This is a genomic window from Anoxybacillus ayderensis (genome assembly GCF_013761015.1).
Lineage (GTDB): Bacteria > Bacillota > Bacilli > Bacillales > Anoxybacillaceae > Anoxybacillus > Anoxybacillus ayderensis.
This window is the reverse complement of record NZ_JACDUV010000009.1, coordinates 19,113-45,520: the sequence shown is the minus strand read 5'-3', so window position 1 is coordinate 45,520 and position 26,408 is coordinate 19,113. Positions and strand designations below refer to the sequence as shown.

Below are 26,408 nucleotides of genomic sequence, written 5' to 3'. Positions count from 1 at the left end.
GGTGAAAGCGTCGATGAGGAGAAGTAAAAAGAGTCAGCATGTCAGAGAGAACCACCTTGGCTGGAAGTGGTTTATGCTCGATTCTTTTGAAATGCACCTCGGAGCCTCCTTTCGAACCAGAGACGTTCTGCAGTAGAATGGAGCGGATTCCCTTCCGTTATAAGGGCAAGAGTGAGCCTTTTGGCTAAACAGAGTGGAACCGCGCTAATGAAGCGTCTCTGTGTCATCGTACACAGAGACGTTTTTTATTTAGAAGATAACAAAGGGGGGAACAGCATGTTTAAAACATTAAAAGAAGACATTGAAGTGATTTTCGAACAAGATCCAGCAGCAAGAAGTTATTTAGAAGTCATTTTAACGTATTCTGGGTTACATGCGATTTGGGCACATCGCATTGCACATGCGCTTTATAAGCGAAAATTTTACTTTTTAGCTCGCCTTATTTCACAAATTAGCCGCTTTTTTACCGGTATTGAAATTCACCCGGGGGCAAAAATTGGTCGCCGCTTTTTCATCGATCACGGCATGGGAGTTGTCATCGGGGAAACGTGTGAGATCGGTGATAACGTAACGGTGTATCAAGGTGTCACACTCGGTGGAACAGGCAAAGAGAAAGGAAAACGTCATCCGACGATTAAAGATAACTGCTTGATTGCTACCGGTGCGAAAGTGCTTGGTTCCATTACTATTGGGGAGAATAGTAAAATTGGGGCCGGTTCGGTTGTGTTGAAAGATGTACCACCGAACTCAACGGTTGTCGGTATTCCAGGGCGTGTCGTTGTACAAAATGGAGTGCGTGTCAATAAAGATTTAAATCATTGTGATTTACCGGATCCAATTGCAGATCGTTTTAAAGAGTTAGAAGCAGAAATTGAGCAACTAAAAACACAATTAGAAGAACTAAAGAAAGGAACGGTGAACCATGAGCATTCAAGTGTATAATACGTTAACGCGAAAAAAGGAGCCGTTTATCCCATTAGAACCAAATAAAGTAAAAATGTATGTGTGCGGACCGACAGTATATAACTATATTCATATTGGCAATGCCCGTCCGGCTATTGTATTTGATACTATTCGCCGCTACTTACAATTTCGTGGGTATGAAGTTCAATATGTTTCTAATTTCACCGATGTAGACGATAAACTTATTCGAGCGGCAAGAGAACTAGGAGAAGACGTGCCGACTATTGCAGAGCGGTTTATTGAAGCGTATTTCGAAGATATTACAGCGCTTGGTTGCAAAAAGGCAGATGTTCATCCTCGTGTGACAGAAAACATTGATACGATCATTGAATTTATTGAACAGCTCATCGAAAAAGGATATGCGTACGAAGTTGACGGCGATGTATATTATCGCACACGTCGCTTCTCTGATTACGGGAAACTATCGCATCAATCGATTGACGAATTAAAATCAGGCGCTCGTATTGAGGTTGGGGAGAAAAAAGAAGATCCTCTTGATTTTGCGTTATGGAAAGCAGCAAAAGAAGGGGAAATTTACTGGGATAGTCCATGGGGGAAAGGTCGACCAGGATGGCATATTGAATGTTCAGCCATGGCGCGTAAATATTTAGGAGATACGATTGACATTCATGCCGGTGGGCAAGATTTAACGTTCCCACACCATGAGAATGAAATTGCCCAATCAGAAGCGTTAACAGGGAAAGTTTTTGCGAAATATTGGTTGCACAATGGCTATATTAATATCGATAATGAAAAAATGTCAAAGTCGCTTGGAAACTTTATTTTAGTGCATGACATTATTAAGCAAGTTGATCCGCAAGTGTTGCGTTTCTTCATGCTTTCGGTTCATTATCGTCATCCAATTAACTATAGCCAGCCGTTGCTTGACAGTGCAAAAAGTGGGTTAGAACGTCTAAAGACAGCGTATGCGAATGTAAAACATCGTTTAGAAAGTAGTACAAATTTAACGACAAATGATGAACAGTGGTTAGCGAAAATTGAGGAGTTAAAAAACGAATTTATTCGCGAAATGGATGATGATTTTAACACAGCAAACGGGATCGCGGTTTTGTTTGAACTAGCTAAACAAGCGAACATATATTTGATGGAGAAACATACATCTGAAGCGGTTATTCAAAAGTTTTTACAACAATTTGAACAGCTTTTTGATGTCCTTGGTCTTTCTTTAAAACAAGATGAATTGCTTGATGAAGAAATTGAAGCGCTCATTCAACAACGAATTGAAGCGCGGAAAAATCGCGATTTCGCTTTAGCTGACCGCATTCGTGATGAGTTAAAAGCTAAAAACATCATTTTAGAAGATACACCACAAGGAACGAGATGGAGAAGAGGATAAAACGATGTTGCATTTGTTTCCTAAAATTAAAGATTTTCAACAGTTAAACGGTTTAACGTTAGCTTACATTGGTGATGCCGTATACGAGTTATTCGTACGGCATCATCTCCTTGCCTTAGGAAAAGTAAAACCAAACGATTTACACAACTTAGCAAAAACGTATGTTTGTGCTAAAGCACAAGCGAAAGTGTTGCAATGGTTGCTGAATCACAATCAATTATCTGAGCAAGAAATTGCTGTTGTTCGACGTGGACGTAATGCAAAATCTGTGAGCACTCCGAAAAATACAGACGTACAAACGTATCGTCAAAGTACAGGGTTTGAAGCATTAATTGGCTACCATTTTCTAAATGGGAATGAAGAGAGGCTTCATCAATTAATGCAATGGGTGTTTGATGTACAACACAATGATGAGGAAAGGGGGATGTAACGCATGGATCTCATTATCGGTAAAAACCCGGTATTGGAAGCATTAAAATCCGGACGAGAAATGAATAAAATATGGATTGCTGAAGGTTCGCAACGCGGTCAAATGCAGCCGATTATCCAGCTTGCTAAAGAGATGGGAATTACGGTGCAATACGTTCCTAAAAAAAAGATGGACCAGTTAAGCGAAGGGAATCATCAAGGGGTCATTGCGCAAGTTGCGGCATATCGATACTACGACGTAGATGACTTGTTCAAAAAAGCCGAAGAACGTGGAGAGGCACCATTTTTTATCATTTTAGACGAACTTGAAGATCCACACAATTTAGGATCCATTATGCGAACGGCTGATGCAGTAGGTGCTCATGGCATTATTATTCCGAAGCGTCGTTCGGTCGGTTTGACCGCAACAGTCGCAAAAGCGTCAACGGGTGCAATTGAACATGTTCCTGTTGCGCGTGTCACGAACTTAGCACGAACAGTAGATGAATTGAAAGATCGGGGAGTTTGGATTTTTGGAACGGATGCAAAAGGAAATGAAGATTATCGCCAACTAGATGGGGTCATCCCGTTAGCGTTAGTCATTGGTAGTGAAGGAAAAGGAATAAGCCGTTTATTACGGGAGAAGTGCGATGTGCTCGTTCGCTTGCCGATGGTTGGACATGTTACATCGTTAAATGCTTCCGTTGCGGCTAGCTTGTTAATGTATGAGGTGTATCGAAAACGTCATCCATTAGGTGAGTAAGATGGATATTTTAATCGTTGATGGCTACAACATCATCGGTGCTTGGCCGGAATTGCGAGAACTACGGGATGTAGATTTAGCTTTGGCGCGCGATCGACTTGTCGAGAGAATGGCGGAGTATCAAGCATTTACCGGCTGTAAAGTGATTATTGTTTTTGACGCACACCTCGTACAAGGAACAACAAAAAAATATGTCGATCATCAAGTAGAAGTCATTTTCACAAAAGAAAATGAAACCGCAGATGAACATATCGAGAAATTGGCAAAGTCGCTCCAAAAAGTTCGGACGAAAGTATACGTGGCTACATCAGATTATACAGAACAATGGGCGATTTTTGGTCAAGGGGCGTTGCGCAAATCAGCACGAGAGCTACTCATTGAGGTGGATGCGGTGCAGCGAAATATTTCAAGCAACGTCAAGCATATTCAACAAAAAAAGCCGATATCAAAAATTCCTCTGACGGATGAAGTCGCAAAAATTTTCGAAAAATGGCGAAGAGGGGAAAAATGAACGATTGACCCTGTAAAAAAATGTACTGTATAATACTTTTATCCATGTGCAGGGCGGGGGGATCGGCGTGAGCGCAAATGCAAATGAAAAACAACAAAGCCGTTATGAACAACTAGAAGATGAAACGATTGTAGAACTTGTGCATCAAGGTGATAGTGAGGCGCTTGACTATTTAATTCATAAGTATAAAAACTTTGTCCGAGCGAAAGCACGTTCATATTTTTTAGTCGGTGCAGATCGCGAAGATATTGTACAAGAAGGAATGATCGGATTATATAAAGCGATCCGAGACTTTAAAGAAGATAAGCAGTCATCGTTCAAGGCGTTTGCCGAGCTGTGCATCACAAGGCAAATGATTACGGCGATAAAAATGGCTACGCGCCAAAAACATATTCCGCTCAATTGTTATGTTTCATTGGACAAGCCGATTTACGAAGATGATTCTGCCCGTACATTAATGGACGTTCTTTCGGGAACGAAAATAACAAATCCTGAAGAGTTAATCATTAATCGCGAAGAGTTCGATCATATTGAAGAAAAAATGACTGAACTGCTTAGCGATTTAGAACGGAAAGTGCTTCTTCTTTATTTAGAGGGTCGATCATATCAAGAAATTTCTGAAGAACTCAATCGCCATGTGAAATCGATTGACAACGCGTTGCAACGCGTAAAACGCAAGCTTGAAAAGTATGTAGAAATTCAAGGGATTCGTTTATAATATTGACATAAAAAAATATTGTGTGATACAGTTTTTAAGACGTAGTATATCGGAGGAAAACGTATGCGCAAAAAAGTAATTTTAGCGTGCAGCCAATGTTTAAACAGAAATTATTCAACGATGAAAAATGTGGCGCAACACCATGAACGACTTGAGATGAAGAAGTTTTGTAAAACATGCAATACGCATACGATTCACCGTGAAACAAAGTAGTTGATGATCCCGAGACGTTGGAGGGTTTTATATGCAACGAGTAACGAAATTTTTCCGCGAAGTTGTTCGCGAAATGAAAAAAGTCAGCTGGCCGAAACGAAAAGAACTAGTGAATTATACGATTACTGTTTTAGCGACAGTGGCATTTTTCACTATATTTTTTGCGGTTGTCGATTTAGGAATTTCAGAGTTAGTTCGTTTTATACTTGAATAGGACTAGTATATCCATGGTATAATGGAAGATAACAAACAGAAATAAAGCCCGGTAACGGGTTTTTATTTTGCCTAAAAAAGATTTGTTTAGGGAGGGAAGGACGGTATCGTCCCAGCTAATGGAAAAGAATTGGTATGTTATTCATACGTATTCAGGTTATGAGAATAAAGTAAAAACGAACTTAGAAAAGCGCGTTGAATCGATGGGTATGCAAGATAAAATTTTTCGTGTCATCGTGCCTGAAGAAGAAGAAACAGACACAAAGGGCGGCAAAAAGAAAGTTGTTAAAAAGAAAGTATTCCCGGGTTACGTGCTTGTAGAGATGATTATGACAGACGATTCTTGGTACGTTGTCCGCAATACGCCGGGGGTAACAGGATTCGTTGGTTCAGCTGGCGCTGGATCAAAACCGACCCCGCTTCTCGAAGAAGAAGTTTCGGCAATTTTAAAACGAATGGGTGTCGACTTGATTGAATTAGAATTTGATTTTGAATTGAATGAAGCGGTTCGCATTAAAGAAGGACCGTTCGCAAATTTTGTTGGAACGATTCAAGAAATTGAGATGGAAAAACAAAAAGTAACCGTGCTTGTTGATATGTTCGGACGTGAAACACCGGTAGAACTTGACTTTTCGCAAATCGAAAAAATATAATAGTAAACAACTTGCAAATAGGAAAGAAAAGTGATAATATTTTAAGGTCAGTATGTCTCAATCATTGAGACGAATGCGATGATTGTTTTCATATATGGAGTGGGAGGGAACATCCCTAATACCACATCACGGACTTAAGGAGGTGTGTCTCGTGGCTAAAAAAGTAATTAAAGTTGTCAAATTGCAAATTCCTGCAGGGAAAGCGAATCCAGCACCACCAGTCGGTCCAGCATTAGGTCAAGCTGGTGTTAACATCATGGGATTCTGTAAAGAATTCAACGCTCGTACAGCTGATCAAGCAGGTTTAATTATTCCTGTTGAAATTACGGTATATGAAGACCGTTCATTTACATTTATTACGAAAACTCCACCTGCTGCTGTATTACTGAAGAAAGCGGCTGGTATCGAGTCTGGTTCTGGTGAGCCAAACCGTAATAAAGTGGCAACAGTAAAGCGCGACAAAGTTCGCGAGATTGCTGAAACAAAAATGCCAGACTTAAACGCGGCGAGCATTGAAGCAGCTATGCGCATGATCGAAGGAACAGCGCGCAGCATGGGTATCGTCATCGAAGACTAATCTGGCTGGAGAAGGTTGCGGAAGCGGACTATATAGTTTTCGCAACCTTTATTCGTGGGAGGTCTTTCCGTTAAAACCACAAAAGGAGGAAATAAAACATGCCAAAAAGAGGAAAACGCTACTTAGAGGCAGCGAAATTAATTGATCGCTCAAAAGCATATAATGTGCAAGAAGCAATCGAATTAGTGAAGAAGACAAATGTTGCGAAATTTGACGCAACAGTAGAAGTTGCTTTCCGTTTAGGAGTTGATCCGAAGAAAGCGGACCAACAAATCCGTGGTGCAGTTGTATTGCCGCACGGTACAGGTAAAGTTCGCCGCGTGTTAGTGCTTGCGAAAGGTGAAAAAGCGAAAGAAGCTGAAGCAGCTGGCGCAGATTATGTAGGCGATACAGATTACATCAACAAAATTCAACAAGGTTGGTTTGAGTTTGATGTCATCGTCGCAACTCCTGACATGATGGGTGAAGTTGGTAAAATCGGTCGTATTTTAGGACCGAAAGGATTAATGCCAAACCCTAAAACAGGAACAGTTACATTTGATGTGGCGAAAGCAGTCAACGAAATTAAAGCTGGTAAAGTGGAATATCGCGTTGACAAAGCTGGAAACATCCATGTACCAATCGGTAAAGTATCGTTTGATACAGAAAAATTAGTAGAAAACTTCACAACAATTTACGAAACAATCTTGAAAGTGAAGCCAGCAGCAGCGAAGGGCACATACGTGAAAAATGTAACAGTTGCTTCAACAATGGGCCCTGGTGTGAAAGTGGATCCTTCTACTGTTGCTGTTGCGCGCTAATATAGATCTTGACTTTTTAGAAACGCTTTAGTACAATATTCATTGTTTGAAAAGCGAATATCATTTGTACCGTAGACAGTAGGTGCCTCAAGCAGGCTTAATTTCCTACCGAGGTGTTGAAACTGATAAATAAGTGCATGCTTGCACTTTCAGGGGCCTCCATGTCTACGTTGACATGGAGGTTTTTCATTGGACGGTATAAGTGGTGTTGAAACTCAACTTCTACAGGAGGTGTTGACATGAGCAGCGTACTTGAACAAAAGCAGCAGTTAGTAGCGGAGATTGCTGAAAAGCTTCGTGCGAGCAAATCAACGATCATCGTTGATTACCGTGGCTTAAATGTCGCGCAAGTTACAGAACTTCGTAAGCAACTTCGCGAAGCAGGGATTGAGTTCAAAGTGTACAAAAACACATTAACTCGCCGTGCTGTTGCTGAGTTAGGTTTAGAAGGTTTAGATGAAACGTTAACAGGTCCGAATGCGATCGCATTCAGCAATGATGATGTCGTTGCTCCTGCGAAAATTTTAAACGAATTCGCGAAAAAGAACGATGCGTTAAAAATTAAAGCAGGTATCATCGAAGGTAACGTAGCGACATTTGAAGAAGTTAAGGCACTTGCAGAGCTTCCGTCTCGCGAAGGCTTGCTCTCTATGTTGCTTAGCGTTCTTCAAGCACCAATCCGCAACTTCGCTCTTGTTACAAAAGCAGTTGCTGAGAAAAAAGAAGAACAAGGTGCTTAATTTACAAATCGCCTAAAATTAAAACATTAAGGAGGAAGATCGATCATGACTAAAGAACAAATCATTGAAGCGGTTAAAAATATGACTGTTTTAGAATTAAACGACTTAGTAAAAGCAATTGAAGAAGAGTTTGGTGTAACTGCTGCTGCTCCTGTAGTAGTTGCTGGCGGTGCTGCTGCTGGTGCTGCTGCTGAAGAAAAAACTGAATTCGACGTTATCCTTGCAGATGGCGGCGCACAAAAAATCAAAGTTATCAAAGTTGTGCGTGAGCTTACTGGTCTTGGCTTAAAAGAAGCAAAAGACTTAGTAGACAACACTCCAAAGCCAGTTAAAGAAGGCGTTTCTAAAGAAGAAGCTGAAGAAATTAAAGCGAAACTTGAAGAAGCTGGCGCGAAAGTTGAAATTAAGTAATGATGTAAAGAGGCTCGCTCGTAGTAGCGAGCTTCTTTGTGTTTTTATGTTCGTTCGTTTACAATGAAGGAAAGAGAGGTGAAGACGATGGGTGATCACTACTATACTGAACGGCCAACGGTAGAAAGTAAGCCTTTTCAATGGGCGTATATGTTGCGAGGTCATCAGTTTTTGTTTACGGTCGATCAAGGTGTATTTTCAAAAAAAGAAGTGGACTTCGGTTCGCGATTGCTAATTGAAACATTTGTTGAACCGAATGTGCAAGGAAATATTCTCGATGTAGGTTGTGGATATGGGCCGATCGGTTTAGCGCTAGCAAAAGATTTCCCGCATCGAACTGTGCATATGATCGATGTAAATGAGCGAGCAATCGAACTAGCCAAGAAAAACAAACAGCAAAACGGTATTGAAAATGCACGAATTTACATAAGTGATTTATTTCAGCGAGTAGAAGGAACGTTTGCTGCCATTGTGACAAACCCACCGATTCGTGCTGGAAAAGCAGTCGTCCATTCGATTTTTGAACAAAGTGCAAACTACTTGCTTTCTGGCGGACAGTTATGGGTTGTCATTCAAAAGAAGCAAGGGGCTCCATCTGCATTAGAAAAGTTAAAAACGATTTTTGATGAAGTTGATGTTGTGGAAAAGAAAAAAGGTTACTTTATTATTCGAGCACAAAAAGCTTGACGCTCAATTTTGTGTATGGTACCATTATAAAATGCTAAATGTGTATTTTTTTTAGTTTACGTATGCTGTGTATGTATGTATAATTTTAGTTTTAAAGGAAAAACTTATAAAATATATAATAGGTCAAACATGTGGTTTTCTTATAAGAAACCATTTCTTTTTTGTCTGATGACAAGTTATTAATGTTTGATTTGAGGGGTGAATCAGTTGACAGGTCAACTAGTTCAATACGGACGACACCGCCAACGAAGAAGTTATGCGCGCATTAGTGAAGTGTTGGAGTTACCGAACTTAATCGAAATTCAAACTTCTTCTTACCAGTGGTTTCTCGACGAAGGATTGCGTGAAATGTTTCAAGACATTTCACCGATCGAAGATTTTACAGGAAATTTGTCACTAGAATTTATTGATTACAGCTTAGGAGAGCCGAAGTACTCTGTAGAAGAGTCAAAAGAACGCGATGTTACATACGCAGCACCGCTTCGGGTGAAAGTACGCTTAATCAATAAAGAAACAGGTGAAGTAAAAGAACAAGATGTATTTATGGGAGACTTCCCATTAATGACAGAAACGGGCACATTCATTATTAATGGTGCTGAACGTGTTATCGTTTCTCAGCTTGTTCGTTCACCGAGCGTATATTACAGCGGAAAAGTAGATAAAAACGGAAAACGTGGCTTTACGGCTACTGTTATTCCGAACCGCGGTGCATGGCTTGAATACGAAACAGATGCAAAAGACGTTGTTTACGTTCGCATTGATCGTACGCGTAAGTTGCCTGTAACCGTATTATTACGAGCGTTAGGCTTTGGCTCGGACCAAGAGATTGTCGATTTACTTGGTGATAATGAGTATATTCGTAATACGTTAGAAAAAGACAATACAGAAAGTACAGAAAAAGCGTTGCTTGAAATTTATGAACGGTTACGTCCAGGGGAGCCGCCTACCGTTGAAAACGCAAAAAGCTTGCTCATCTCTCGTTTCTTTGATCCAAAACGATATGATTTAGCAAGTGTTGGTCGTTATAAAATTAACAAAAAGCTCCATATTAAAAACCGTTTATTTGGTCAACGTTTAGCGGAGACGCTCGTTCATCCGGAAACGGGTGAAGTGATTGCTGAGAAAGGAACGGTTCTCGATCGGAGAACGCTCGACCGCATTTTACCTGAGCTTGAAAAAGGGATTGGTATGCGCAAATACCAGCCGCTTGGGGGCGTTGTCGAAGATGAATTTGCTTTGCAAGCGATCAAAATTTATGCTCCAAACGACCCAGATGGCGAAAAAGTCATCACGGTCATTAGTAATGGATATATTCCAGAAACGGTAAAACATATTACACCTGCAGATATTATTGCATCTATTAGCTACTTCTTTAACTTATTGCATGGAGTCGGTGATACAGACGATATCGACCATTTAGGAAATCGTCGACTTCGTTCTGTTGGCGAGTTGCTGCAAAATCAATTCCGAATCGGACTTTCGCGCATGGAGCGCGTCGTTCGCGAGCGGATGTCCATTCAAGATACAAACACAATTACACCACAGCAACTCATTAATATTCGTCCAGTCATTGCGGCTATTAAAGAGTTTTTCGGAAGCTCGCAGTTATCGCAATTTATGGATCAAACAAACCCGCTTGCAGAATTGACACATAAACGTCGTCTTTCTGCCCTTGGTCCAGGTGGTTTAACGCGTGAACGCGCAGGCTTTGAAGTGCGTGACGTTCACTACTCGCACTATGGACGCATGTGTCCAATCGAAACGCCAGAAGGTCCGAACATCGGATTAATTAACTCGCTTTCCACATATGCGAAAGTGAATAAATTTGGTTTTATTGAAACTCCTTATCGCCGAGTCGATCCTGAAACAGGGAAAGTAACGAATCAAATTGACTATTTAACGGCGGATGAGGAAGATAATTACGTCGTTGCCCAAGCGAACGTTCCGATTGCGGAAGATGGAACATTTTTAGAAGAAAACGTTGTTGCTCGCTTCCGTGGTGAAAACATCGTTGTTAAGCGAGATCGTGTCGACTATGTAGACGTTTCTCCAAAACAAGTTGTGTCGGTGGCGACAGCGTGCATTCCGTTCTTAGAAAACGATGACTCGAACCGTGCGCTTATGGGTGCGAACATGCAACGTCAAGCTGTTCCGCTTATGCAGCCAGAGGCACCAATTGTCGGTACAGGAATGGAATATGTCGCAGCGAAAGATTCCGGAGCAGCAGTTATTTGTAAGCATCGCGGAATTGTTGAGCGAGTCGAGGCGAAAGAAATTTGGGTACGCCGTTTAATCGAAGTCGATGGAAAAGAAGTCAAAGGTGACTTAGATAAATATCGTCTGTTGAAGTTTGTTCGTTCAAACCAGGGAACGTGCTACAATCAACGCCCGATCGTTAAGGCTGGAGATATCGTTGAGAAGGGTGAAATTTTAGCCGACGGTCCGTCGATGGAAAAAGGTGAATTAGCGCTTGGTCGCAACGTGCTTGTTGCGTTTATGACATGGGACGGATACAACTACGAAGATGCGATTATTATGAGCGAGCGTCTCGTTAAAGACGATGTATATACGTCCATTCATATCGAGGAATACGAATCTGAAGCGCGCGATACGAAGCTCGGTCCAGAGGAAATTACGCGCGATATTCCGAACGTCGGTGAAGACGCGCTTCGCAATCTAGATGAGCGCGGGATTGTACGCATCGGTGCAGAAGTAAAAGATGGCGACTTGCTCGTTGGAAAAGTAACACCAAAAGGGGTTACGGAATTAACAGCTGAAGAACGATTACTTCATGCGATTTTCGGAGAGAAGGCGCGTGAAGTTCGAGATACGTCTTTACGCGTACCGCACGGTGGAGGCGGAATCGTTCTTGATGTTAAAGTGTTTACTCGCGAAGATGGCGATGAGTTGCCACCGGGCGTGAATCAGCTTGTTCGTGTGTATATTGTACAAAAACGAAAAATTTCTGAAGGTGACAAAATGGCAGGTCGCCACGGAAATAAAGGTGTTATTTCGCGCATTTTACCTGAAGAAGATATGCCGTTTTTACCAGATGGTACACCAGTTGATATCATGTTAAACCCGCTAGGCGTACCTTCGCGTATGAATATCGGGCAAGTGCTAGAGTTGCATCTCGGAATGGCAGCGAGAAAGCTAGGCCTTCATGTCGCTTCACCTGTATTTGACGGTGCTCGCGAAGAAGATGTATGGGCAACGTTAGAAGAGGCAGGAATGGCGCGCGATGCGAAAACAGTTTTATATGACGGACGCACAGGAGAGCCGTTTGATAATCGTGTTTCTGTCGGTATTATGTATATGATTAAGCTCGCGCACATGGTTGACGATAAGTTACATGCTCGCTCGACAGGTCCATATTCACTTGTTACGCAACAACCGCTCGGCGGAAAAGCGCAGTTTGGTGGTCAGCGTTTCGGTGAGATGGAAGTATGGGCGCTTGAAGCATACGGTGCAGCTTACACATTGCAAGAAATTTTAACTGTCAAATCAGACGACGTCGTTGGTCGTGTGAAAACGTACGAAGCGATCGTGAAAGGTGAAAACGTTCCAGAACCAGGCGTTCCTGAATCTTTCAAAGTATTAATTAAAGAGCTACAAAGCTTAGGTATGGACGTAACAGTGTTATCAAGCGATGAAAAAGAAATTAGTATGGAAAACTTCGGGGAAGATGATGACGTTCAACCAGTTGACATCATCCCACCTACAGATGAGTCAGCCAAAGAAGATGAAGGCGTTGTTGTAAAAGAATAACGTTTGGACATAAGGGTAAAACCTGGATATTAAAAGGGAGGTAGGCCCCTTGTTAGATGTAAATAAGTTTGAATATATGAAGATCGGACTCGCTTCACCCGAGAAAATTCGTTCTTGGTCGTATGGTGAAGTTAAAAAACCAGAAACGATTAACTATCGAACATTAAAACCTGAAAAAGATGGTCTGTTTTGCGAACGCATTTTTGGTCCGACAAAAGACTGGGAATGTCATTGCGGAAAATATAAGCGCGTTCGTTATAAAGGTGTCGTTTGTGACCGATGCGGTGTTGAAGTGACACGTGCAAAAGTTCGCCGTGAGCGCATGGGTCATATTGAACTAGCAGCCCCTGTTTCACATATTTGGTACTTTAAAGGAATTCCTAGCCGCATGGGACTTGTCTTAGACATGTCCCCTCGTGCGCTAGAAGAAGTCATTTACTTTGCATCTTACGTCGTGACGGATCCAGGCGATACGCCATTAGAAAAGAAACAATTGCTTTCTGAAAAAGAGTATCGCGCATATCGCGAGAAGTACGGAAATTCATTCCAAGCTTCAATGGGTGCAGAGGCGATTAAAAAACTGTTACAAGATATCGATCTTGAAAAAGAAGTAGAGACGTTAAAAGAAGAACTAAAAACAGCACAAGGACAACGTCGTGCTCGCACGATTAAACGTCTTGAAGTGCTTGAAGCGTTCCGTAACTCTGGTAACGACCCATCGTGGATGGTATTAGACGTGCTTCCGGTCATCCCGCCGGAGTTGCGTCCGATGGTACAGTTAGACGGTGGACGTTTTGCGACATCTGACTTAAACGACTTATATCGTCGAGTCATTAACCGAAACAACCGCTTAAAACGTCTATTAGACCTTGGAGCGCCGAACATTATTGTTCAAAACGAAAAACGAATGCTTCAAGAAGCGGTTGATGCGCTAATTGATAACGGTCGTCGTGGCCGTCCGGTCACAGGACCAGGAAATCGTCCACTTAAATCGCTTTCCCATATGTTAAAAGGAAAGCAAGGTCGTTTCCGTCAAAACTTGCTCGGTAAGCGCGTTGACTATTCTGGTCGTTCCGTTATCGTCGTCGGCCCGAACTTAAAAATGTATCAATGCGGCTTGCCAAAAGAAATGGCGCTTGAATTGTTTAAGCCGTTTGTTATGAAAGAATTAGTGGAACGCGGCTTAGCGCACAACATTAAAAGTGCGAAGCGGAAAATTGAGCGCGTGCACCCAGAAGTTTGGGATGTTTTAGAGTCTGTCATTAAAGAACACCCGGTGCTATTAAACCGTGCACCAACGCTTCACCGTCTTGGCATTCAAGCGTTTGAGCCGACGCTTGTAGAAGGTCGTGCAATCCGCTTGCATCCGCTTGTATGTACTGCCTATAACGCAGACTTTGACGGCGACCAAATGGCTGTGCACGTACCGCTTTCGGCAGAGGCACAAGCTGAGGCACGTCTACTGATGCTTGCGGCGCAAAATATTTTAAACCCGAAAGACGGAAAACCAGTTGTTACTCCTTCACAAGACATGGTTTTAGGAAACTACTATTTAACGATGGAACGTGAAGGTGCAGTCGGCGAAGGAATGGTGTTTAAAGATACTGATGAGGCGTTGCTGGCTTACCATAACGGTTATGTTCACCTGCATACACGTATTGCTGTCCATGCAGGTTCGCTAAAAAACGAAACGTTTACAGAAGAGCAAAATAATAAGTTGCTTGTAACGACTGTCGGAAAGTTAATCTTCAATGAAATTTTGCCGAAGTCATTCCCATATATTAATGAACCGACGCAAGAAAACATTGAAGAACGAACACCAGATAAATATTTCCTTGATAAAGGTGTGAACGTGAAAGAAGAAATTCGCAAACGCGAACTCGTTCCGCCGTTTAAGAAGAAAATTCTTGGTAACATCATTGCGGAAGTATTTAAACGTTTCAAAATTACAGAAACGTCTAAAATGCTTGACCGTATGAAAGACCTTGGCTTTAAATACTCAACAAAAGCAGGTATCACAATCGGTGTAGCTGACATTGTTGTCTTGCCGGAAAAACAAGAAATTTTAGAAGAGGCGCAAGCGAAAGTTGATACGGTATTAAAACAATTTAGACGCGGTTTAATTACGGATGAAGAGCGTTATGAACGTGTCATTTCAATTTGGAGTGCGGCAAAAGATAAAATTCAAGGCCGCTTAATGGAGTCGCTTGATAAACGAAATCCAATTTTCATGATGAGTGACTCAGGAGCCCGCGGTAACGCATCGAACTTTACGCAGCTTGCAGGTATGCGCGGATTAATGGCGAACCCAGCAGGACGTATTATCGAGCTTCCGATTAAATCTTCGTTCCGTGAAGGATTAACGGTACTTGAGTACTTTATTTCGACTCACGGAGCGCGTAAAGGTCTTGCAGATACAGCGTTAAAAACAGCTGACTCTGGTTATTTAACACGTCGTCTCGTTGACGTTGCACAAGACGTCATTATTCGTGAAGACGATTGCGGTACAGACCGCGGCACGTTAATTCGTGCGTTAAAAGACGGTACAGAAGTGATTGTGAAGCTTGAAGAGCGTCTCGTTGGACGTTACGCACGCAAAACGGTGAAACATCCGGAAACAGGCGAAGTGCTTGTGCGTGAAAATGAAATGATTACAGAAGATATCGCAAATGCTATTGTAAAAGCTGGCATTGAAGAAGTGTGGATTCGTTCGGCATTTACATGTAATACACGTCATGGTGTATGTAAAAAATGTTACGGACGCAACTTGGCAACTGGTGCAGAAGTGGAAGTTGGTGAAGCGGTTGGTATTATCGCAGCACAATCGATCGGTGAGCCGGGTACACAGCTGACAATGCGTACGTTCCACACAGGTGGGGTAGCAGGAGACGATATTACACAAGGTTTACCGCGCGTACAAGAATTGTTTGAGGCGCGTAATCCGAAAGGGCAAGCGGTCATTTCAGAAATTGATGGTGTTGTTGTGGCCGTTAATGAAACGCGTGATCGTCAACGTGAGATCGTCATCCAAGGTGAAGTCGAGACGCGTACGTATACAGCCCCTTATAGCGCACGTCTCAAAGTACAAGAAGGACAGAAGGTTGAACGTGGTCAAGAACTAACAGAAGGTTCGATTGACCCGAAAGAACTATTGAGAGTCAAAGATATGAATGCTGTTCAAGAGTACTTGTTGCGCGAAGTGCAAAAAGTATACCGCATGCAAGGGGTAGAAATTAGCGATAAACATATCGAAGTGATGGTTCGCCAAATGCTTCGAAAAGTTCGCGTCATTGACGCAGGGGATACGGACTTGTTGCCAGGAACGTTGCTTGACATCCATCAATTTACGGATGCGAATGCGAAAGTGTTGATGGAAGGGAAACGTCCAGCAACAGCTCGCCCAGTATTGCTTGGAATTACGAAAGCGTCGCTTGAAACAGACTCGTTCTTGTCTGCGGCATCATTCCAAGAAACGACACGCGTCTTAACGGATGCAGCGATCAAAGGAAAACGCGACGAATTGCTCGGATTAAAAGAGAACGTCATTATTGGTAAACTTGTTCCAGCAGGAACAGGAATGGCACGCTATCGCAAAGTAAAACCGGTCATTAAAACAACAAAAGATGAAGATGCTGTGACAACAAAATAACGGTCAACCTATTGCTAGCATCATTCGCTAGCAATAGGTTGAAAAAATATAGTTGACATAGCTCTCAGAAAGTGATAGCATAATAAAGGTGTTCCGAAAACCTGTCACTTTGGAGGATATGTTACATGTCTTATGAAAAAGTCGCACAGGCTAAACAAATTATCGTAGGAACAAAACAAACAGTACGAGCTCTGAAAGATGGAAAGGTACATGAACTTGTGATCGCAGAAGATGCGGATCAAGCGATCATTGACAAAGTGATCGAAGCTGCGAATGTAGCGAATGTGCCTGTTTATAAAGTCGACTCGATGAAAAAGCTCGGAAAAGCATGCAAAATCGATGTAGGAGCAGCGGCTGTTGCAATCATTCGTTAAAAACTGTTTTTGTGGGTTTACTACAAAAACTTTGTTTTTGCATAAAAATGAGCCACCTGGATGTGTGGGCTTGAATTTAATTGTGAAGGGAGGAAACTTACCATGCCTACAATTAACCAGCTTGTACGCAAAGGTCGTACAAAAAAGGTAGTGAAATCTAAATCACCTGCGTTAAATAAAGGGTATAACAGCTTCAAAAAAGTTCAAACAACTGTTTACTCTCCGCAAAAACGTGGAGTATGTACACGTGTAGGTACAATGACACCAAAGAAGCCAAACTCCGCGCTTCGTAAATATGCCCGTGTACGTTTATCTAACGGTATCGAGGTAACTGCTTACATCCCGGGTATCGGTCATAACTTACAAGAACACAGCGTTGTATTAATTCGCGGTGGACGTGTAAAAGACTTACCAGGGGTACGTTACCACATCGTTCGCGGTGCTTTAGATACTGCAGGTGTAGCGAACCGTATGCAAGGTCGTTCAAAATACGGTGCGAAAAAACCAAAAGCAGCTAAGAAATAACATGCATCATTTTTCGCTGATTTTTACTGAAAGGAGGAAAAACTATGCCACGTAAAGGTCCGGTTCCTAAACGAGATGTGTTACCAGATCCAATTTACAATTCAAAGCTAGTTACACGTTTAATCAACAAAATTATGATTGACGGTAAAAGAGGTAAAGCGCAAAAAATTCTTTACACAGCGTTCGATATCATTCGTGAGCGCACAGGTAAAGATCCAATGGAAGTGTTTGAGCAAGCGTTGAAAAACGTTATGCCAGTTCTTGAAGTTCGCGCACGCCGTGTTGGTGGTGCAAACTATCAAGTTCCTGTTGAGGTGCGCCCAGAGCGCCGTACAACATTAGGTCTTCGCTGGATCGTTAACTACGCTCGTCTTCGTGGAGAAAAAACGATGGAAGAGCGTTTAGCGAACGAAATCATGGATGCTGCAAACAACACAGGTGCAGCTGTGAAAAAACGCGAAGATACACACAAAATGGCAGAAGCAAACAAAGCGTTTGCACACTATCGTTGGTAATTTTTTCGTTAAATTAAGAATAGGTGAGAGCGATGCGGTTGAAACTAAAAAAGCATGCCCATCGCTCATTCGCCTATATTCCTATATGTAAATTAAATTACGATACTTCATTATAAGGAAGGAGAAAAAATCCATATGGCAAGACAGTTCTCCTTAGAAAACACTCGCAATATTGGAATCATGGCCCATATTGACGCCGGTAAAACAACAACGACAGAGCGTATTCTTTTCTACACAGGACGCGTTCATAAAATCGGTGAAGTTCATGAGGGCGCAGCAACGATGGACTGGATGGAGCAAGAGCAAGAGCGTGGAATTACAATTACGTCCGCGGCAACAACAGCTCAATGGAAAGGCCATCGCGTTAACATCATCGATACACCTGGACACGTCGACTTCACGGTAGAAGTTGAACGTTCATTGCGTGTATTAGACGGTGCAGTCGCGGTATTAGACGCACAATCAGGCGTAGAGCCGCAAACAGAAACAGTATGGCGCCAAGCGACTACATACGGCGTACCACGTATCGTTTTCGTCAACAAAATGGACAAGATTGGCGCAGATTTCTTATACTCTGTTAAAACGCTTCATGAACGTTTACAAGCGAATGCGCACCCTGTTCAATTACCGATTGGTGCAGAAGATCAATTTACGGGCATCATCGACCTTGTTGAAATGTGCGCGTACCATTATCACGATGAATTAGGAAAAAATATCGAGCGCATCGAGATTCCTGAAGACTATCGTGATATGGCAGAAGAATATCGCGGTAAGTTAATCGAAGCGGTTGCAGAGCTTGATGAAGAATTAATGATGAAATATTTAGAAGGGGAAGAAATTACGAATGAAGAATTAAAAGCTGCCATTCGTAAAGCGACAATTTCTGTGCAATTCTTCCCTGTATTCTGTGGTTCTGCATTCAAAAACAAAGGTGTTCAATTAATGCTTGACGGGGTTGTTGACTATTTACCATCTCCAGTCGACATTCCTGCGATCAAAGGAACTGTTCCTGATACAGAAGAAGAAACAGTTCGTGAAGCGCGCGACGATGCTCCATTTGCAGCGTTAGCGTTCAAAATTATGACAGACCCTTACGTTGGTAAGTTGACGTTCTTCCGCGTATACTCAGGTACATTAAACTCTGGTTCTTACGTGTTGAACTCAACAAAACGTAAGCGTGAACGTATCGGTCGTATTCTACAAATGCACGCAAACCACCGCGAAGAAATTGCACAAGTTTATGCGGGTGACATTGCGGCAGCTGTAGGTTTAAAAGATACAACAACTGGTGATACTTTGTGTGATGAAAAAGACCCAGTAATCTTGGAGTCTATGCAATTCCCAGAACCAGTTATTCAAATCGCGATCGAACCGAAGTCAAAAGCTGACCAAGATAAGATGAGCACAGCGTTACAAAAACTTCAAGAAGAAGACCCAACATTCCGTGCATGGACAGACCAAGAAACAGGTCAAACAATTATCGCAGGTATGGGTGAGCTTCACCTTGATATTATCGTTGACCGTATGCGTCGCGAATTTAAAGTCGAAGCGAACGTTGGTGCTCCACAAGTTGCGTACCGCGAAACATTCCGTAAGTCTGCACAAGTTGAAGGTAAATTTGTGCGCCAGTCTGGTGGTCGCGGTCAATACGGTCACGTTTGGATCGAGTTCTCGCCAAACGAAGAAGGAAAAGGCTTCGAATTCGAAAATGCGATCGTTGGTGGGGTTGTTCCGAGAGAATACATCCCTGCAATCCAAGCAGGTCTTGAAGATGCGATGCAAAACGGTGTCCTTGCTGGATATCCAGTTGTCGACATTAAAGCGAAGCTATTCGACGGTTCTTACCACGATGTTGACTCAAGCGAAATGGCGTTCAAAATCGCTGCTTCAATGGCGTTGAAAAACGCAGCAGCAAAATGTGACCCTGTATTGCTTGAGCCGATCATGAAAGTCGAAGTCATCGTCCCTGAAGAATATTTAGGTGACATTATGGGTGACATCACTTCTCGTCGCGGTCGCGTCGAAGGTATGGAAGCTCGTGGTAACGCACAAGTTGTGCGTGCAATGGTTCCACTTTCTGAAATGTTTGGATACGCAACTACATTGCGTTCAAATACACAAGGTCGCGGAACGTTCACAATGGTGTTTGACCATTATGAAGAAGTTCCGAAGAGCATTGCTGAGGAAATCATCAAAAAAAATAAAGGTGAATAATTGATTTTCTAGCATTGTTCAAGTATAAATACTTATGTAAGACTTGGAAGTGGACGTGCTGTGCACTTTCACTTCCGAGCATTCTATACTTATAAAAAAACACTAAGGAGGATATTATAATGGCTAAAGCGAAATTCGAACGCACGAAACCACACGTCAACATTGGTACAATCGGCCACGTTGACCATGGTAAAACAACTTTAACAGCTGCAATCACAACAGTTCTTGCGAAACAAGGTAAAGCAGAAGCACGCGCGTATGATCAAATCGACGCTGCTCCAGAAGAGCGCGAGCGCGGAATTACAATCTCAACTGCACACGTTGAGTATGAAACTGACAACCGTCACTATGCACACGTTGACTGCCCAGGTCACGCTGACTACGTCAAAAACATGATCACAGGTGCTGCGCAAATGGACGGCGCAATCCTTGTTGTATCTGCTGCTGACGGTCCAATGCCACAAACTCGTGAGCACATTCTTCTTTCTCGCCAAGTAGGCGTACCTTACATCGTTGTATTCTTAAACAAATGCGACATGGTAGACGACGAAGAACTTTTAGAGCTTGTTGAAATGGAAGTTCGCGATCTATTATCTGAATACGACTTCCCTGGAGACGAAGTTCCTGTAATTAAAGGTTCTGCGTTAAAAGCGCTTGAGGGAGATCCAGCTTGGGAAGGAAAAATCATCGAGCTTATGAACGCTGTTGATGAGTACATCCCAACTCCACAACGCGAAGTTGACAAACCATTCATGATGCCAGTTGAGGACGTATTCTCAATCACTGGTCGTGGTACAGTTGCTACAGGTCGCGTTGAGCGTGGTATCTTAAAAGTTGGTGACCAAGTAGAAATCATCGGTCTTTCTGAAGAGCCAAAAGCAACAACTGTTACAGGTGTTGAAATGTTCCGTAAGCTTCTTGACCAAGCTGAAGCTGGTGACAACATCGGTGCGCTTCTTCGCGGTGTTTCTCGTGACGAAGTACAACGTGGTCAAGTATTAGCGAAACCAGGAACAATCACTCCACACACAAAATTTAAAGCGCAAGTTTACGTATTAACAAAAGAAGAAGGTGGACGTCATACTCCATTCTTCTCTAACTACCGTCCACAATTCTACTTCCGTACAACGGACGTAACAGGTATCATCCAACTTCCAGAAGGCGTTGAGATGGTTATGCCTGGCGACAACATCGAAATGACAGTAGAATTAATCGCTCCAATCGCGATCGAAGAAGGTACAAAATTCTCGATCCGCGAAGGTGGACGTACAGTAGGTGCAGGTTCTGTATCTGAAATCATCGAGTAATCGATAAACGTGGTCTAGCGACAAGCTAGGCCACTTATTTTTTTGTTCCATTGAAAATAAGTTGTGAAATATGTATAATGGGAAAGGCAGTTTGTTGAGAAAAGAAATAAAAAGCTTGCATTGACCATGAATTTTATATATAATAATAAACGTTGGTCTTTGACTGCGATGAAGTGGAAGGTTGCTGACACACCCGGCCGCTTTGCCATGGCGAGTGTGAAGGAAATTTCCATGGAGAATGTCTATTTTGAAAATAGGCGAAGAAGGAGGGAAAATAATGGCAAAAGAAAAAATTCGTATTCGTTTAAAAGCGTATGATCATCGAATTCTTGATCAATCTGCTGAGAAAATTGTGGAAACTGCAAAGCGTTCAGGCGCAACTGTATCTGGACCGATTCCGTTACCAACTGAAAAAACGGTATACACGATCTTACGTGCGGTTCATAAATACAAAGATTCTCGTGAACAATTCGAAATGCGCACACATAAACGCTTAATTGACATCGTCAATCCGACTCCACAAACAGTAGATTCTTTAATGCGTTTAGACTTACCATCTGGTGTCGATATTGAAATCAAGTTGTAATTGCGATATAGGAGGTGTGAAAGATGAAAGGAATCTTAGGAAGAAAAATCGGCATGACTCAAGTGTTCGCTGAAAACGGAGATCTTATTCCTGTAACGGTCATTCAAGCTACTCCAAACGTAGTTCTTCAAAAGAAAACAGTTGAAAACGACGGTTACGAAGCGATTCAATTAGGTTTTGAAGATTTGCGTGAGAAGTTAGCGAACAAGCCTCAAAAAGGTCATGCTGCGAAGGCAAACACCACACCTAAGCGCTTCATTCGTGAAATTCGTGGTGTGAACCTTGCGGAATATGAAGTAGGTCAAGAAGTAAAAGTGGACATTTTCAACGAGGGTGAAATCGTTGACGTAACTGGTACGTCAAAAGGTAAAGGTTTCCAAGGTGTAATTAAACGCCATGGACAATCTCGCGGACCAATGGCTCACGGTTCTCGTTACCATCGTCGTCCTGGTTCAATGGGTCCAATCGCTCCAAACCGTGTATTCAAATCAAAAGAGCTTCCAGGTCGCATGGGTGGCGAGCGTGTAACAGTACAAAACTTAAAAGTTGTGAAAGTAGACCCAGAACGCAACTTAATCTTAATTAAAGGAAACGTACCAGGTCCAAACAAAGGGCTTGTTATTATTAAAAGCGCGGTTAAAGCGAAATAATTTCTTTAAGAAAGGAGGAAATACCCAATGCCAAAAGTAGCATTGTATAACCAAAACGGAGAAAACATCGGTGAAATCGAATTAAACGATGCCGTATTTGGTGTTGAACCGAACAAAAGTGTGTTATTTGAAGCGGTAATTATGCAACGTGCTTCCTTGCGTCAAGGAACTCATAAAACAAAAAATCGTGCAGAAGTAAGCGGCGGTGGTCGTAAACCATGGCGCCAAAAAGGTACTGGACGTGCTCGCCAAGGATCGATTCGTTCTCCACAATGGCGTGGCGGTGGTGTTGTATTCGGTCCAGTTCCACGCAGCTACAGCTACAAACTTCCGAAAAAAGTTCGTCGCTTAGCAATTAAATCAGCATTATCTTCAAAAGTGCTTGAAAACAACATCGTTGTATTAGACAATCTAGCACTTGAAGCACCAAAAACAAAAGAAATGGTTAAAATTTTAAACAACCTTTCTGTTGATCGCAAAGCGTTAATCGTAACAGCAGATGCGAATGAGAACGTCATTCTTTCAGCTCGCAACATTCCAGGAGTGACAGTTGTGACAGCAAGCGGAATTAACGTTCTCGATGTACTCAACCACGACAAGCTTGTCATTACAAAAGCTGCCGTGGAAAAAGTAGAGGAGGTGCTTGCATAATGAAAGATCCTCGCGATATTATTAAGCGCCCCGTCATTACTGAACGTTCAACAGAGTTAATGGGTGAGAAAAAATATACGTTCGAAGTTGATGTGAAAGCGAACAAAACAGAAGTAAAAGACGCGATCGAAGCGATCTTCGGCGTGAAAGTAGCGAAGGTCAACATTATGAACTATAAAGGAAAGTTCAAACGTGTTGGTCGTTATAGCGGATTAACAAACCGCCGCCGCAAAGCGATTGTTACGTTAACGCCAGACAGCAAAGAGATCGAACTATTTGAAGTATAAGTTTAAAAGTGAAGGAGGGAAACGGACATGGCGATTAAAAAATATAAGCCAACGTCTAACGGTCGTCGTGGTATGACGGTTTTAGACTTCTCTGAGCTTACAACAGATAAGCCGGAAAAATCGTTACTTGCGCCTTTAAAGAAAAAAGGTGGTCGTAACAACCAAGGTAAATTAACTGTTCGTCACCAAGGTGGCGGTCATAAACGTCAATATCGTATTATTGACTTCAAACGCGATAAAGATGGCATTCCAGGACGCGTTGCTACAATCGAGTACGATCCAAATCGTTCTGCGAACATCGCTTTAATTCATTACGCTGATGGTGAAAAACGTTACATCATCGCACCGAAAAACTTGCAAGTTGGTATGGAAGTTATGTCAGGTCCAGATGCGGACATTAAAGTAGGTAACGCATTACCTTTAGCAAACATTCCAGTCGGTACAGTTATTCATAATATCGAATTAAAACCTGGTAAAGGCGGACAATTAGTACGCGCTGCAGGTACATCTGCACAAGTGCTTGGTAAAGAAGGTAAATACGTACTTGTTCGTTTATCTTCAGGTGAAGTTCGTATGATTTTGGCAACTTGCCGTGCGACAGTCGGTCAAGTTGGTAACGAACAACATGAGCTTGTGAACATCGGTAAAGCTGGACGCGCTCGTTGGTTAGGCATTCGTCCAACAGTTCGCGGTTCTGTTATGAACCCTGTTGATCACCCACATGGTGGTGGTGAAGGTAAAGCACCAATCGGACGTAAGTCTCCAATGACTCCATGGGGTAAACCAACGCTTGGATTCAAAACGCGTAAGAAGAAAAATAAATCCGATAAATTTATCGTACGTCGTCGTAAAAAATAACGGGGTTGAGCTACGGTTCAAAAGAACCGTAGAGCAATCACGAAAGGAGGTTCACTTATGGGTCGCAGCTTGAAAAAAGGTCCTTTTTGTGATGATCATTTAATGAAAAAAATCGAGAAATTGAATGAAACTGGACAAAAACAAGTGATCAAAACATGGTCTCGTCGTTCGACAATTTTCCCACAATTCATCGGTCACACAATCGCTGTTTACGATGGTCGTAAACACGTTCCAGTTTACATCACAGAGGACATGGTCGGTCATAAGCTCGGTGAGTTCGCGCCAACGCGCACATACAAAGGTCACGCTGCTGATGACAAGAAAACAAAACGTTAATATGAGAGGAGGCTTCATTTATGCAAGCTAAAGCTGTTGCTAGAACGGTTCGAATTGCTCCTCGTAAAGCTCGTTTAGTTATTGATTTAATTCGAGGAAAGCAAGTGAGTGAAGCAGTTGCGATTCTTCGCCATACGCCAAAAGCTGCTTCTCCAATTATCGAGAAAGTATTAAAATCTGCAGTTGCAAATGCAGAGCATAACTATGACATGGACGTTAACAAGCTCGTTGTTACGGAAGCTTATGTGAACGAAGGACCAACATTGAAACGTTTCCGTCCTCGTGCACAAGGTCGTGCGAGCGCAATTAACAAACGCACAAGTCATATCACGATCGTCGTTTCAGAAAAGAAGGAGGGATAATCAGTGGGTCAAAAGGTAAATCCAATCGGTCTTCGCATCGGTATTATCCGTGATTGGGAATCAAGATGGTACGCTGAAAAAGATTATGCGGACCTTTTACACGAAGATCTTAAAATTCGCGAATACCTCACAAAGCGCTTAAGCGATGCAGCTGTTTCTCGCATTGAGATCGAGCGTGCAGCAAACCGTGTAAATATCACAATCCATACAGCGAAACCAGGAATGGTTATCGGTAAAGGTGGATCTGAAGTTGAAGCGCTTCGTAAAGCGTTAAACGAATTAACTGGCAAACGCGTTCATATCAACATCGTTGAAATCAAAAAGCCAGACTTAGAAGCAAAACTTGTTGCGGAAAATATCGCGCGTCAAATTGAAAACCGCGTATCATTCCGTCGTGCGCAAAAGCAAGCAATCCAACGCACAATGCGCGCAGGTGCAAAAGGAATTAAAACAATGGTATCTGGTCGTTTAGGTGGAGCAGATATCGCTCGCTCAGAACATTACAGCGAAGGAACAGTTCCACTTCATACTCTTCGCGCTGACATTGACTATGCGACAGCAGAAGCGGACACAACATACGGAAAAATCGGCGTGAAAGTATGGATTTATCGTGGAGAGGTCCTTCCTACGAAAAAGAAAACTGAGGAAGGAGGAAATTAATCATGTTAATGCCAAAACGCGTAAAATATCGTCGTGAACATCGCGGTCGCATGAAAGGTCGCGCGAAAGGCGGTACAGAAGTACATTTTGGTGAATACGGCTTACAAGCGTTAGAGCCAGCATGGATCACAAACCGTCAAATCGAGGCTGCTCGTCGTGCGATGACTCGTTACATGAGACGTGGCGGTAAAGTATGGATTAAAATTTTCCCTTCAAAACCATATACAGCGAAACCACTTGAAGTGCGCATGGGTTCCGGTAAAGGTGCTCCTGAAGGTTGGGTAGCTGTTGTGAAACCTGGTAAAGTTATGTTTGAAATTGCGGGAGTTTCTGAAGAAGTAGCTCGTGAAGCGTTGCGCCTTGCTTCTCACAAACTTCCAATCAAATGCAAATTCGTAAAACGTGAAGAAATTGGTGGTGAATCAAATGAAAGCTAAAGAAATTCGTGAACTTACCACTGCCGAGATTGAACAAAAAATTAAAGCGTTGAAAGAAGAGTTATTCAACCTTCGCTTCCAATTGGCAACAGGTCAATTAGAGAATACAGCTCGTATTCGTGAAGTACGCAAAGCGATTGCGCGTATGAAAACTGTGATTCGCGAAAGAGAGATCGCTGCTAATAAATAATTGATATCGAGAGGAGGTTCGCACA

Annotated in this window: 31 protein-coding genes and 2 other annotated features; all 31 genes read left to right on the top strand. The window is 42.4% G+C overall.

Annotated elements, in window-relative coordinates; genetic code table 11:
* Position 1: 1 nt before the first annotated feature.
* Positions 2 to 223: a binding site (T-box leader), on the top strand.
* Positions 224 to 276: 53 nt separating this feature from the next.
* The 31 genes from cysE (at position 277) to rpmC (ending at position 26,383) form a co-directional block, all read left to right on the top strand.
* On the top strand, positions 277 to 942 hold the full coding sequence (cysE, locus tag HNR63_RS12635; protein WP_009361476.1) for a serine O-acetyltransferase: 666 nt from the start codon (positions 277 to 279) through the stop codon (positions 940 to 942).
* On the top strand, positions 923 to 2,320 hold the full coding sequence (gene cysS / locus HNR63_RS12630) for a cysteine--tRNA ligase (RefSeq protein ID WP_085788794.1): 1,398 nt from the start codon (positions 923 to 925) through the stop codon (positions 2,318 to 2,320). Before cysE ends, cysS begins: the two co-directional genes overlap by 20 nt.
* Before the next feature lie 4 nt (positions 2,321 to 2,324).
* A complete protein-coding gene (locus tag HNR63_RS12625; RefSeq protein WP_042535875.1) occupies positions 2,325 to 2,750 on the top strand; it encodes a Mini-ribonuclease 3 in 426 nt (141 codons plus the stop codon).
* Between the two features lie 3 nt (positions 2,751 to 2,753).
* Positions 2,754 to 3,491, top strand: a complete 738-nt coding sequence (gene rlmB / locus HNR63_RS12620) for a 23S rRNA (guanosine(2251)-2'-O)-methyltransferase RlmB (RefSeq protein ID WP_085788796.1) — start codon at positions 2,754 to 2,756, stop codon at positions 3,489 to 3,491.
* A gap of 1 nt (position 3,492) precedes the next feature.
* Positions 3,493 to 4,002, top strand: a complete 510-nt coding sequence (locus HNR63_RS12615) for an NYN domain-containing protein (protein WP_021095344.1) — start codon at positions 3,493 to 3,495, stop codon at positions 4,000 to 4,002.
* 67 nt (positions 4,003 to 4,069) lie between these two features.
* Positions 4,070 to 4,720, top strand: coding sequence for an RNA polymerase sporulation sigma factor SigH (gene sigH / locus HNR63_RS12610; RefSeq protein ID WP_009361481.1), 651 nt, complete (start codon positions 4,070 to 4,072; stop codon positions 4,718 to 4,720).
* Between the two features lie 63 nt (positions 4,721 to 4,783).
* On the top strand, positions 4,784 to 4,933 hold the full coding sequence (gene rpmG, locus HNR63_RS12605; RefSeq protein WP_042535879.1) for a 50S ribosomal protein L33: 150 nt from the start codon (positions 4,784 to 4,786) through the stop codon (positions 4,931 to 4,933).
* 31 nt (positions 4,934 to 4,964) lie between these two features.
* A complete protein-coding gene (secE, locus tag HNR63_RS12600) occupies positions 4,965 to 5,147 on the top strand; it encodes a preprotein translocase subunit SecE (RefSeq protein WP_021095343.1) in 183 nt (60 codons plus the stop codon).
* Positions 5,148 to 5,265: 118 nt separating this feature from the next.
* Positions 5,266 to 5,799, top strand: a complete 534-nt coding sequence (gene nusG / locus HNR63_RS12595; RefSeq protein WP_042535881.1) for a transcription termination/antitermination protein NusG — start codon at positions 5,266 to 5,268, stop codon at positions 5,797 to 5,799.
* A gap of 151 nt (positions 5,800 to 5,950) precedes the next feature.
* A complete protein-coding gene (gene rplK, locus HNR63_RS12590) occupies positions 5,951 to 6,376 on the top strand; it encodes a 50S ribosomal protein L11 (RefSeq protein ID WP_003397643.1) in 426 nt (141 codons plus the stop codon).
* A gap of 98 nt (positions 6,377 to 6,474) precedes the next feature.
* Positions 6,475 to 7,176, top strand: coding sequence for a 50S ribosomal protein L1 (gene rplA, locus HNR63_RS12585; RefSeq protein WP_009361482.1), 702 nt, complete (start codon positions 6,475 to 6,477; stop codon positions 7,174 to 7,176).
* 51 nt (positions 7,177 to 7,227) lie between these two features.
* Positions 7,228 to 7,373, top strand: a sequence feature (ribosomal protein L10 leader region).
* A 42-nt stretch (positions 7,374 to 7,415) separates the two neighbouring features.
* Entirely contained in the window at positions 7,416 to 7,916 is a 501-nt protein-coding gene (gene rplJ, locus HNR63_RS12580; RefSeq protein ID WP_009361483.1) for a 50S ribosomal protein L10, read from the top strand.
* Positions 7,917 to 7,961: 45 nt separating this feature from the next.
* Positions 7,962 to 8,327: a 50S ribosomal protein L7/L12 gene (gene rplL / locus HNR63_RS12575; RefSeq protein ID WP_003397647.1), complete on the top strand. Its 366-nt coding sequence runs from the start codon at positions 7,962 to 7,964 to the stop codon at positions 8,325 to 8,327.
* Positions 8,328 to 8,414: 87 nt separating this feature from the next.
* Entirely contained in the window at positions 8,415 to 9,014 is a 600-nt protein-coding gene (locus HNR63_RS12570; protein WP_021095341.1) for a class I SAM-dependent methyltransferase, read from the top strand.
* Between the two features lie 207 nt (positions 9,015 to 9,221).
* The gene (rpoB, locus tag HNR63_RS12565) at positions 9,222 to 12,782 is read left to right on the top strand and encodes a DNA-directed RNA polymerase subunit beta (protein ID WP_009361485.1); all 3,561 of its coding nucleotides are present in this window, start codon (positions 9,222 to 9,224) and stop codon (positions 12,780 to 12,782) included.
* Between the two features lie 49 nt (positions 12,783 to 12,831).
* The gene (gene rpoC / locus HNR63_RS12560) at positions 12,832 to 16,431 is read left to right on the top strand and encodes a DNA-directed RNA polymerase subunit beta' (protein ID WP_085788799.1); all 3,600 of its coding nucleotides are present in this window, start codon (positions 12,832 to 12,834) and stop codon (positions 16,429 to 16,431) included.
* Between the two features lie 125 nt (positions 16,432 to 16,556).
* The gene (locus HNR63_RS12555) at positions 16,557 to 16,805 is read left to right on the top strand and encodes a 50S ribosomal protein L7ae-like protein (RefSeq protein WP_085788800.1); all 249 of its coding nucleotides are present in this window, start codon (positions 16,557 to 16,559) and stop codon (positions 16,803 to 16,805) included.
* Between the two features lie 102 nt (positions 16,806 to 16,907).
* On the top strand, positions 16,908 to 17,330 hold the full coding sequence (gene rpsL / locus HNR63_RS12550) for a 30S ribosomal protein S12 (RefSeq protein ID WP_003397652.1): 423 nt from the start codon (positions 16,908 to 16,910) through the stop codon (positions 17,328 to 17,330).
* 44 nt (positions 17,331 to 17,374) lie between these two features.
* Positions 17,375 to 17,845, top strand: a complete 471-nt coding sequence (gene rpsG / locus HNR63_RS12545; RefSeq protein WP_021095338.1) for a 30S ribosomal protein S7 — start codon at positions 17,375 to 17,377, stop codon at positions 17,843 to 17,845.
* Between the two features lie 135 nt (positions 17,846 to 17,980).
* Positions 17,981 to 20,059, top strand: coding sequence for an elongation factor G (fusA, locus tag HNR63_RS12540; protein WP_021095337.1), 2,079 nt, complete (start codon positions 17,981 to 17,983; stop codon positions 20,057 to 20,059).
* A gap of 119 nt (positions 20,060 to 20,178) precedes the next feature.
* Complete coding sequence (tuf, locus tag HNR63_RS12535) at positions 20,179 to 21,366, top strand: elongation factor Tu (RefSeq protein ID WP_032101424.1); 1,188 nt, start codon at positions 20,179 to 20,181, stop codon at positions 21,364 to 21,366.
* A gap of 277 nt (positions 21,367 to 21,643) precedes the next feature.
* The gene (gene rpsJ / locus HNR63_RS12530; RefSeq protein ID WP_021095335.1) at positions 21,644 to 21,952 is read left to right on the top strand and encodes a 30S ribosomal protein S10; all 309 of its coding nucleotides are present in this window, start codon (positions 21,644 to 21,646) and stop codon (positions 21,950 to 21,952) included.
* Positions 21,953 to 21,975: 23 nt separating this feature from the next.
* Positions 21,976 to 22,602 carry a 50S ribosomal protein L3 gene (rplC, locus tag HNR63_RS12525; RefSeq protein ID WP_009361490.1) on the top strand — a complete coding sequence of 209 codons (627 nt, stop codon included), beginning with the start codon at positions 21,976 to 21,978 and terminating at the stop codon, positions 22,600 to 22,602.
* Positions 22,603 to 22,629: 27 nt separating this feature from the next.
* Positions 22,630 to 23,253 carry a 50S ribosomal protein L4 gene (gene rplD / locus HNR63_RS12520; protein WP_021095334.1) on the top strand — a complete coding sequence of 208 codons (624 nt, stop codon included), beginning with the start codon at positions 22,630 to 22,632 and terminating at the stop codon, positions 23,251 to 23,253.
* The gene (gene rplW, locus HNR63_RS12515; RefSeq protein WP_004888670.1) at positions 23,253 to 23,540 is read left to right on the top strand and encodes a 50S ribosomal protein L23; all 288 of its coding nucleotides are present in this window, start codon (positions 23,253 to 23,255) and stop codon (positions 23,538 to 23,540) included. Before rplD ends, rplW begins: the two co-directional genes overlap by 1 nt.
* Before the next feature lie 27 nt (positions 23,541 to 23,567).
* On the top strand, positions 23,568 to 24,398 hold the full coding sequence (rplB, locus tag HNR63_RS12510) for a 50S ribosomal protein L2 (protein ID WP_009361493.1): 831 nt from the start codon (positions 23,568 to 23,570) through the stop codon (positions 24,396 to 24,398).
* A gap of 57 nt (positions 24,399 to 24,455) precedes the next feature.
* Positions 24,456 to 24,734 carry a 30S ribosomal protein S19 gene (rpsS, locus tag HNR63_RS12505; RefSeq protein WP_004888674.1) on the top strand — a complete coding sequence of 93 codons (279 nt, stop codon included), beginning with the start codon at positions 24,456 to 24,458 and terminating at the stop codon, positions 24,732 to 24,734.
* 20 nt (positions 24,735 to 24,754) lie between these two features.
* The gene (rplV, locus tag HNR63_RS12500; protein ID WP_006322652.1) at positions 24,755 to 25,096 is read left to right on the top strand and encodes a 50S ribosomal protein L22; all 342 of its coding nucleotides are present in this window, start codon (positions 24,755 to 24,757) and stop codon (positions 25,094 to 25,096) included.
* Between the two features lie 3 nt (positions 25,097 to 25,099).
* Positions 25,100 to 25,756 carry a 30S ribosomal protein S3 gene (rpsC, locus tag HNR63_RS12495; protein ID WP_003397666.1) on the top strand — a complete coding sequence of 219 codons (657 nt, stop codon included), beginning with the start codon at positions 25,100 to 25,102 and terminating at the stop codon, positions 25,754 to 25,756.
* 2 nt (positions 25,757 to 25,758) lie between these two features.
* Positions 25,759 to 26,193 carry a 50S ribosomal protein L16 gene (gene rplP / locus HNR63_RS12490; protein WP_003397670.1) on the top strand — a complete coding sequence of 145 codons (435 nt, stop codon included), beginning with the start codon at positions 25,759 to 25,761 and terminating at the stop codon, positions 26,191 to 26,193.
* Positions 26,183 to 26,383, top strand: coding sequence for a 50S ribosomal protein L29 (rpmC, locus tag HNR63_RS12485; RefSeq protein WP_003397671.1), 201 nt, complete (start codon positions 26,183 to 26,185; stop codon positions 26,381 to 26,383). Before rplP ends, rpmC begins: the two co-directional genes overlap by 11 nt.
* The last annotated feature ends 25 nt before the right edge of the window (positions 26,384 to 26,408 follow it).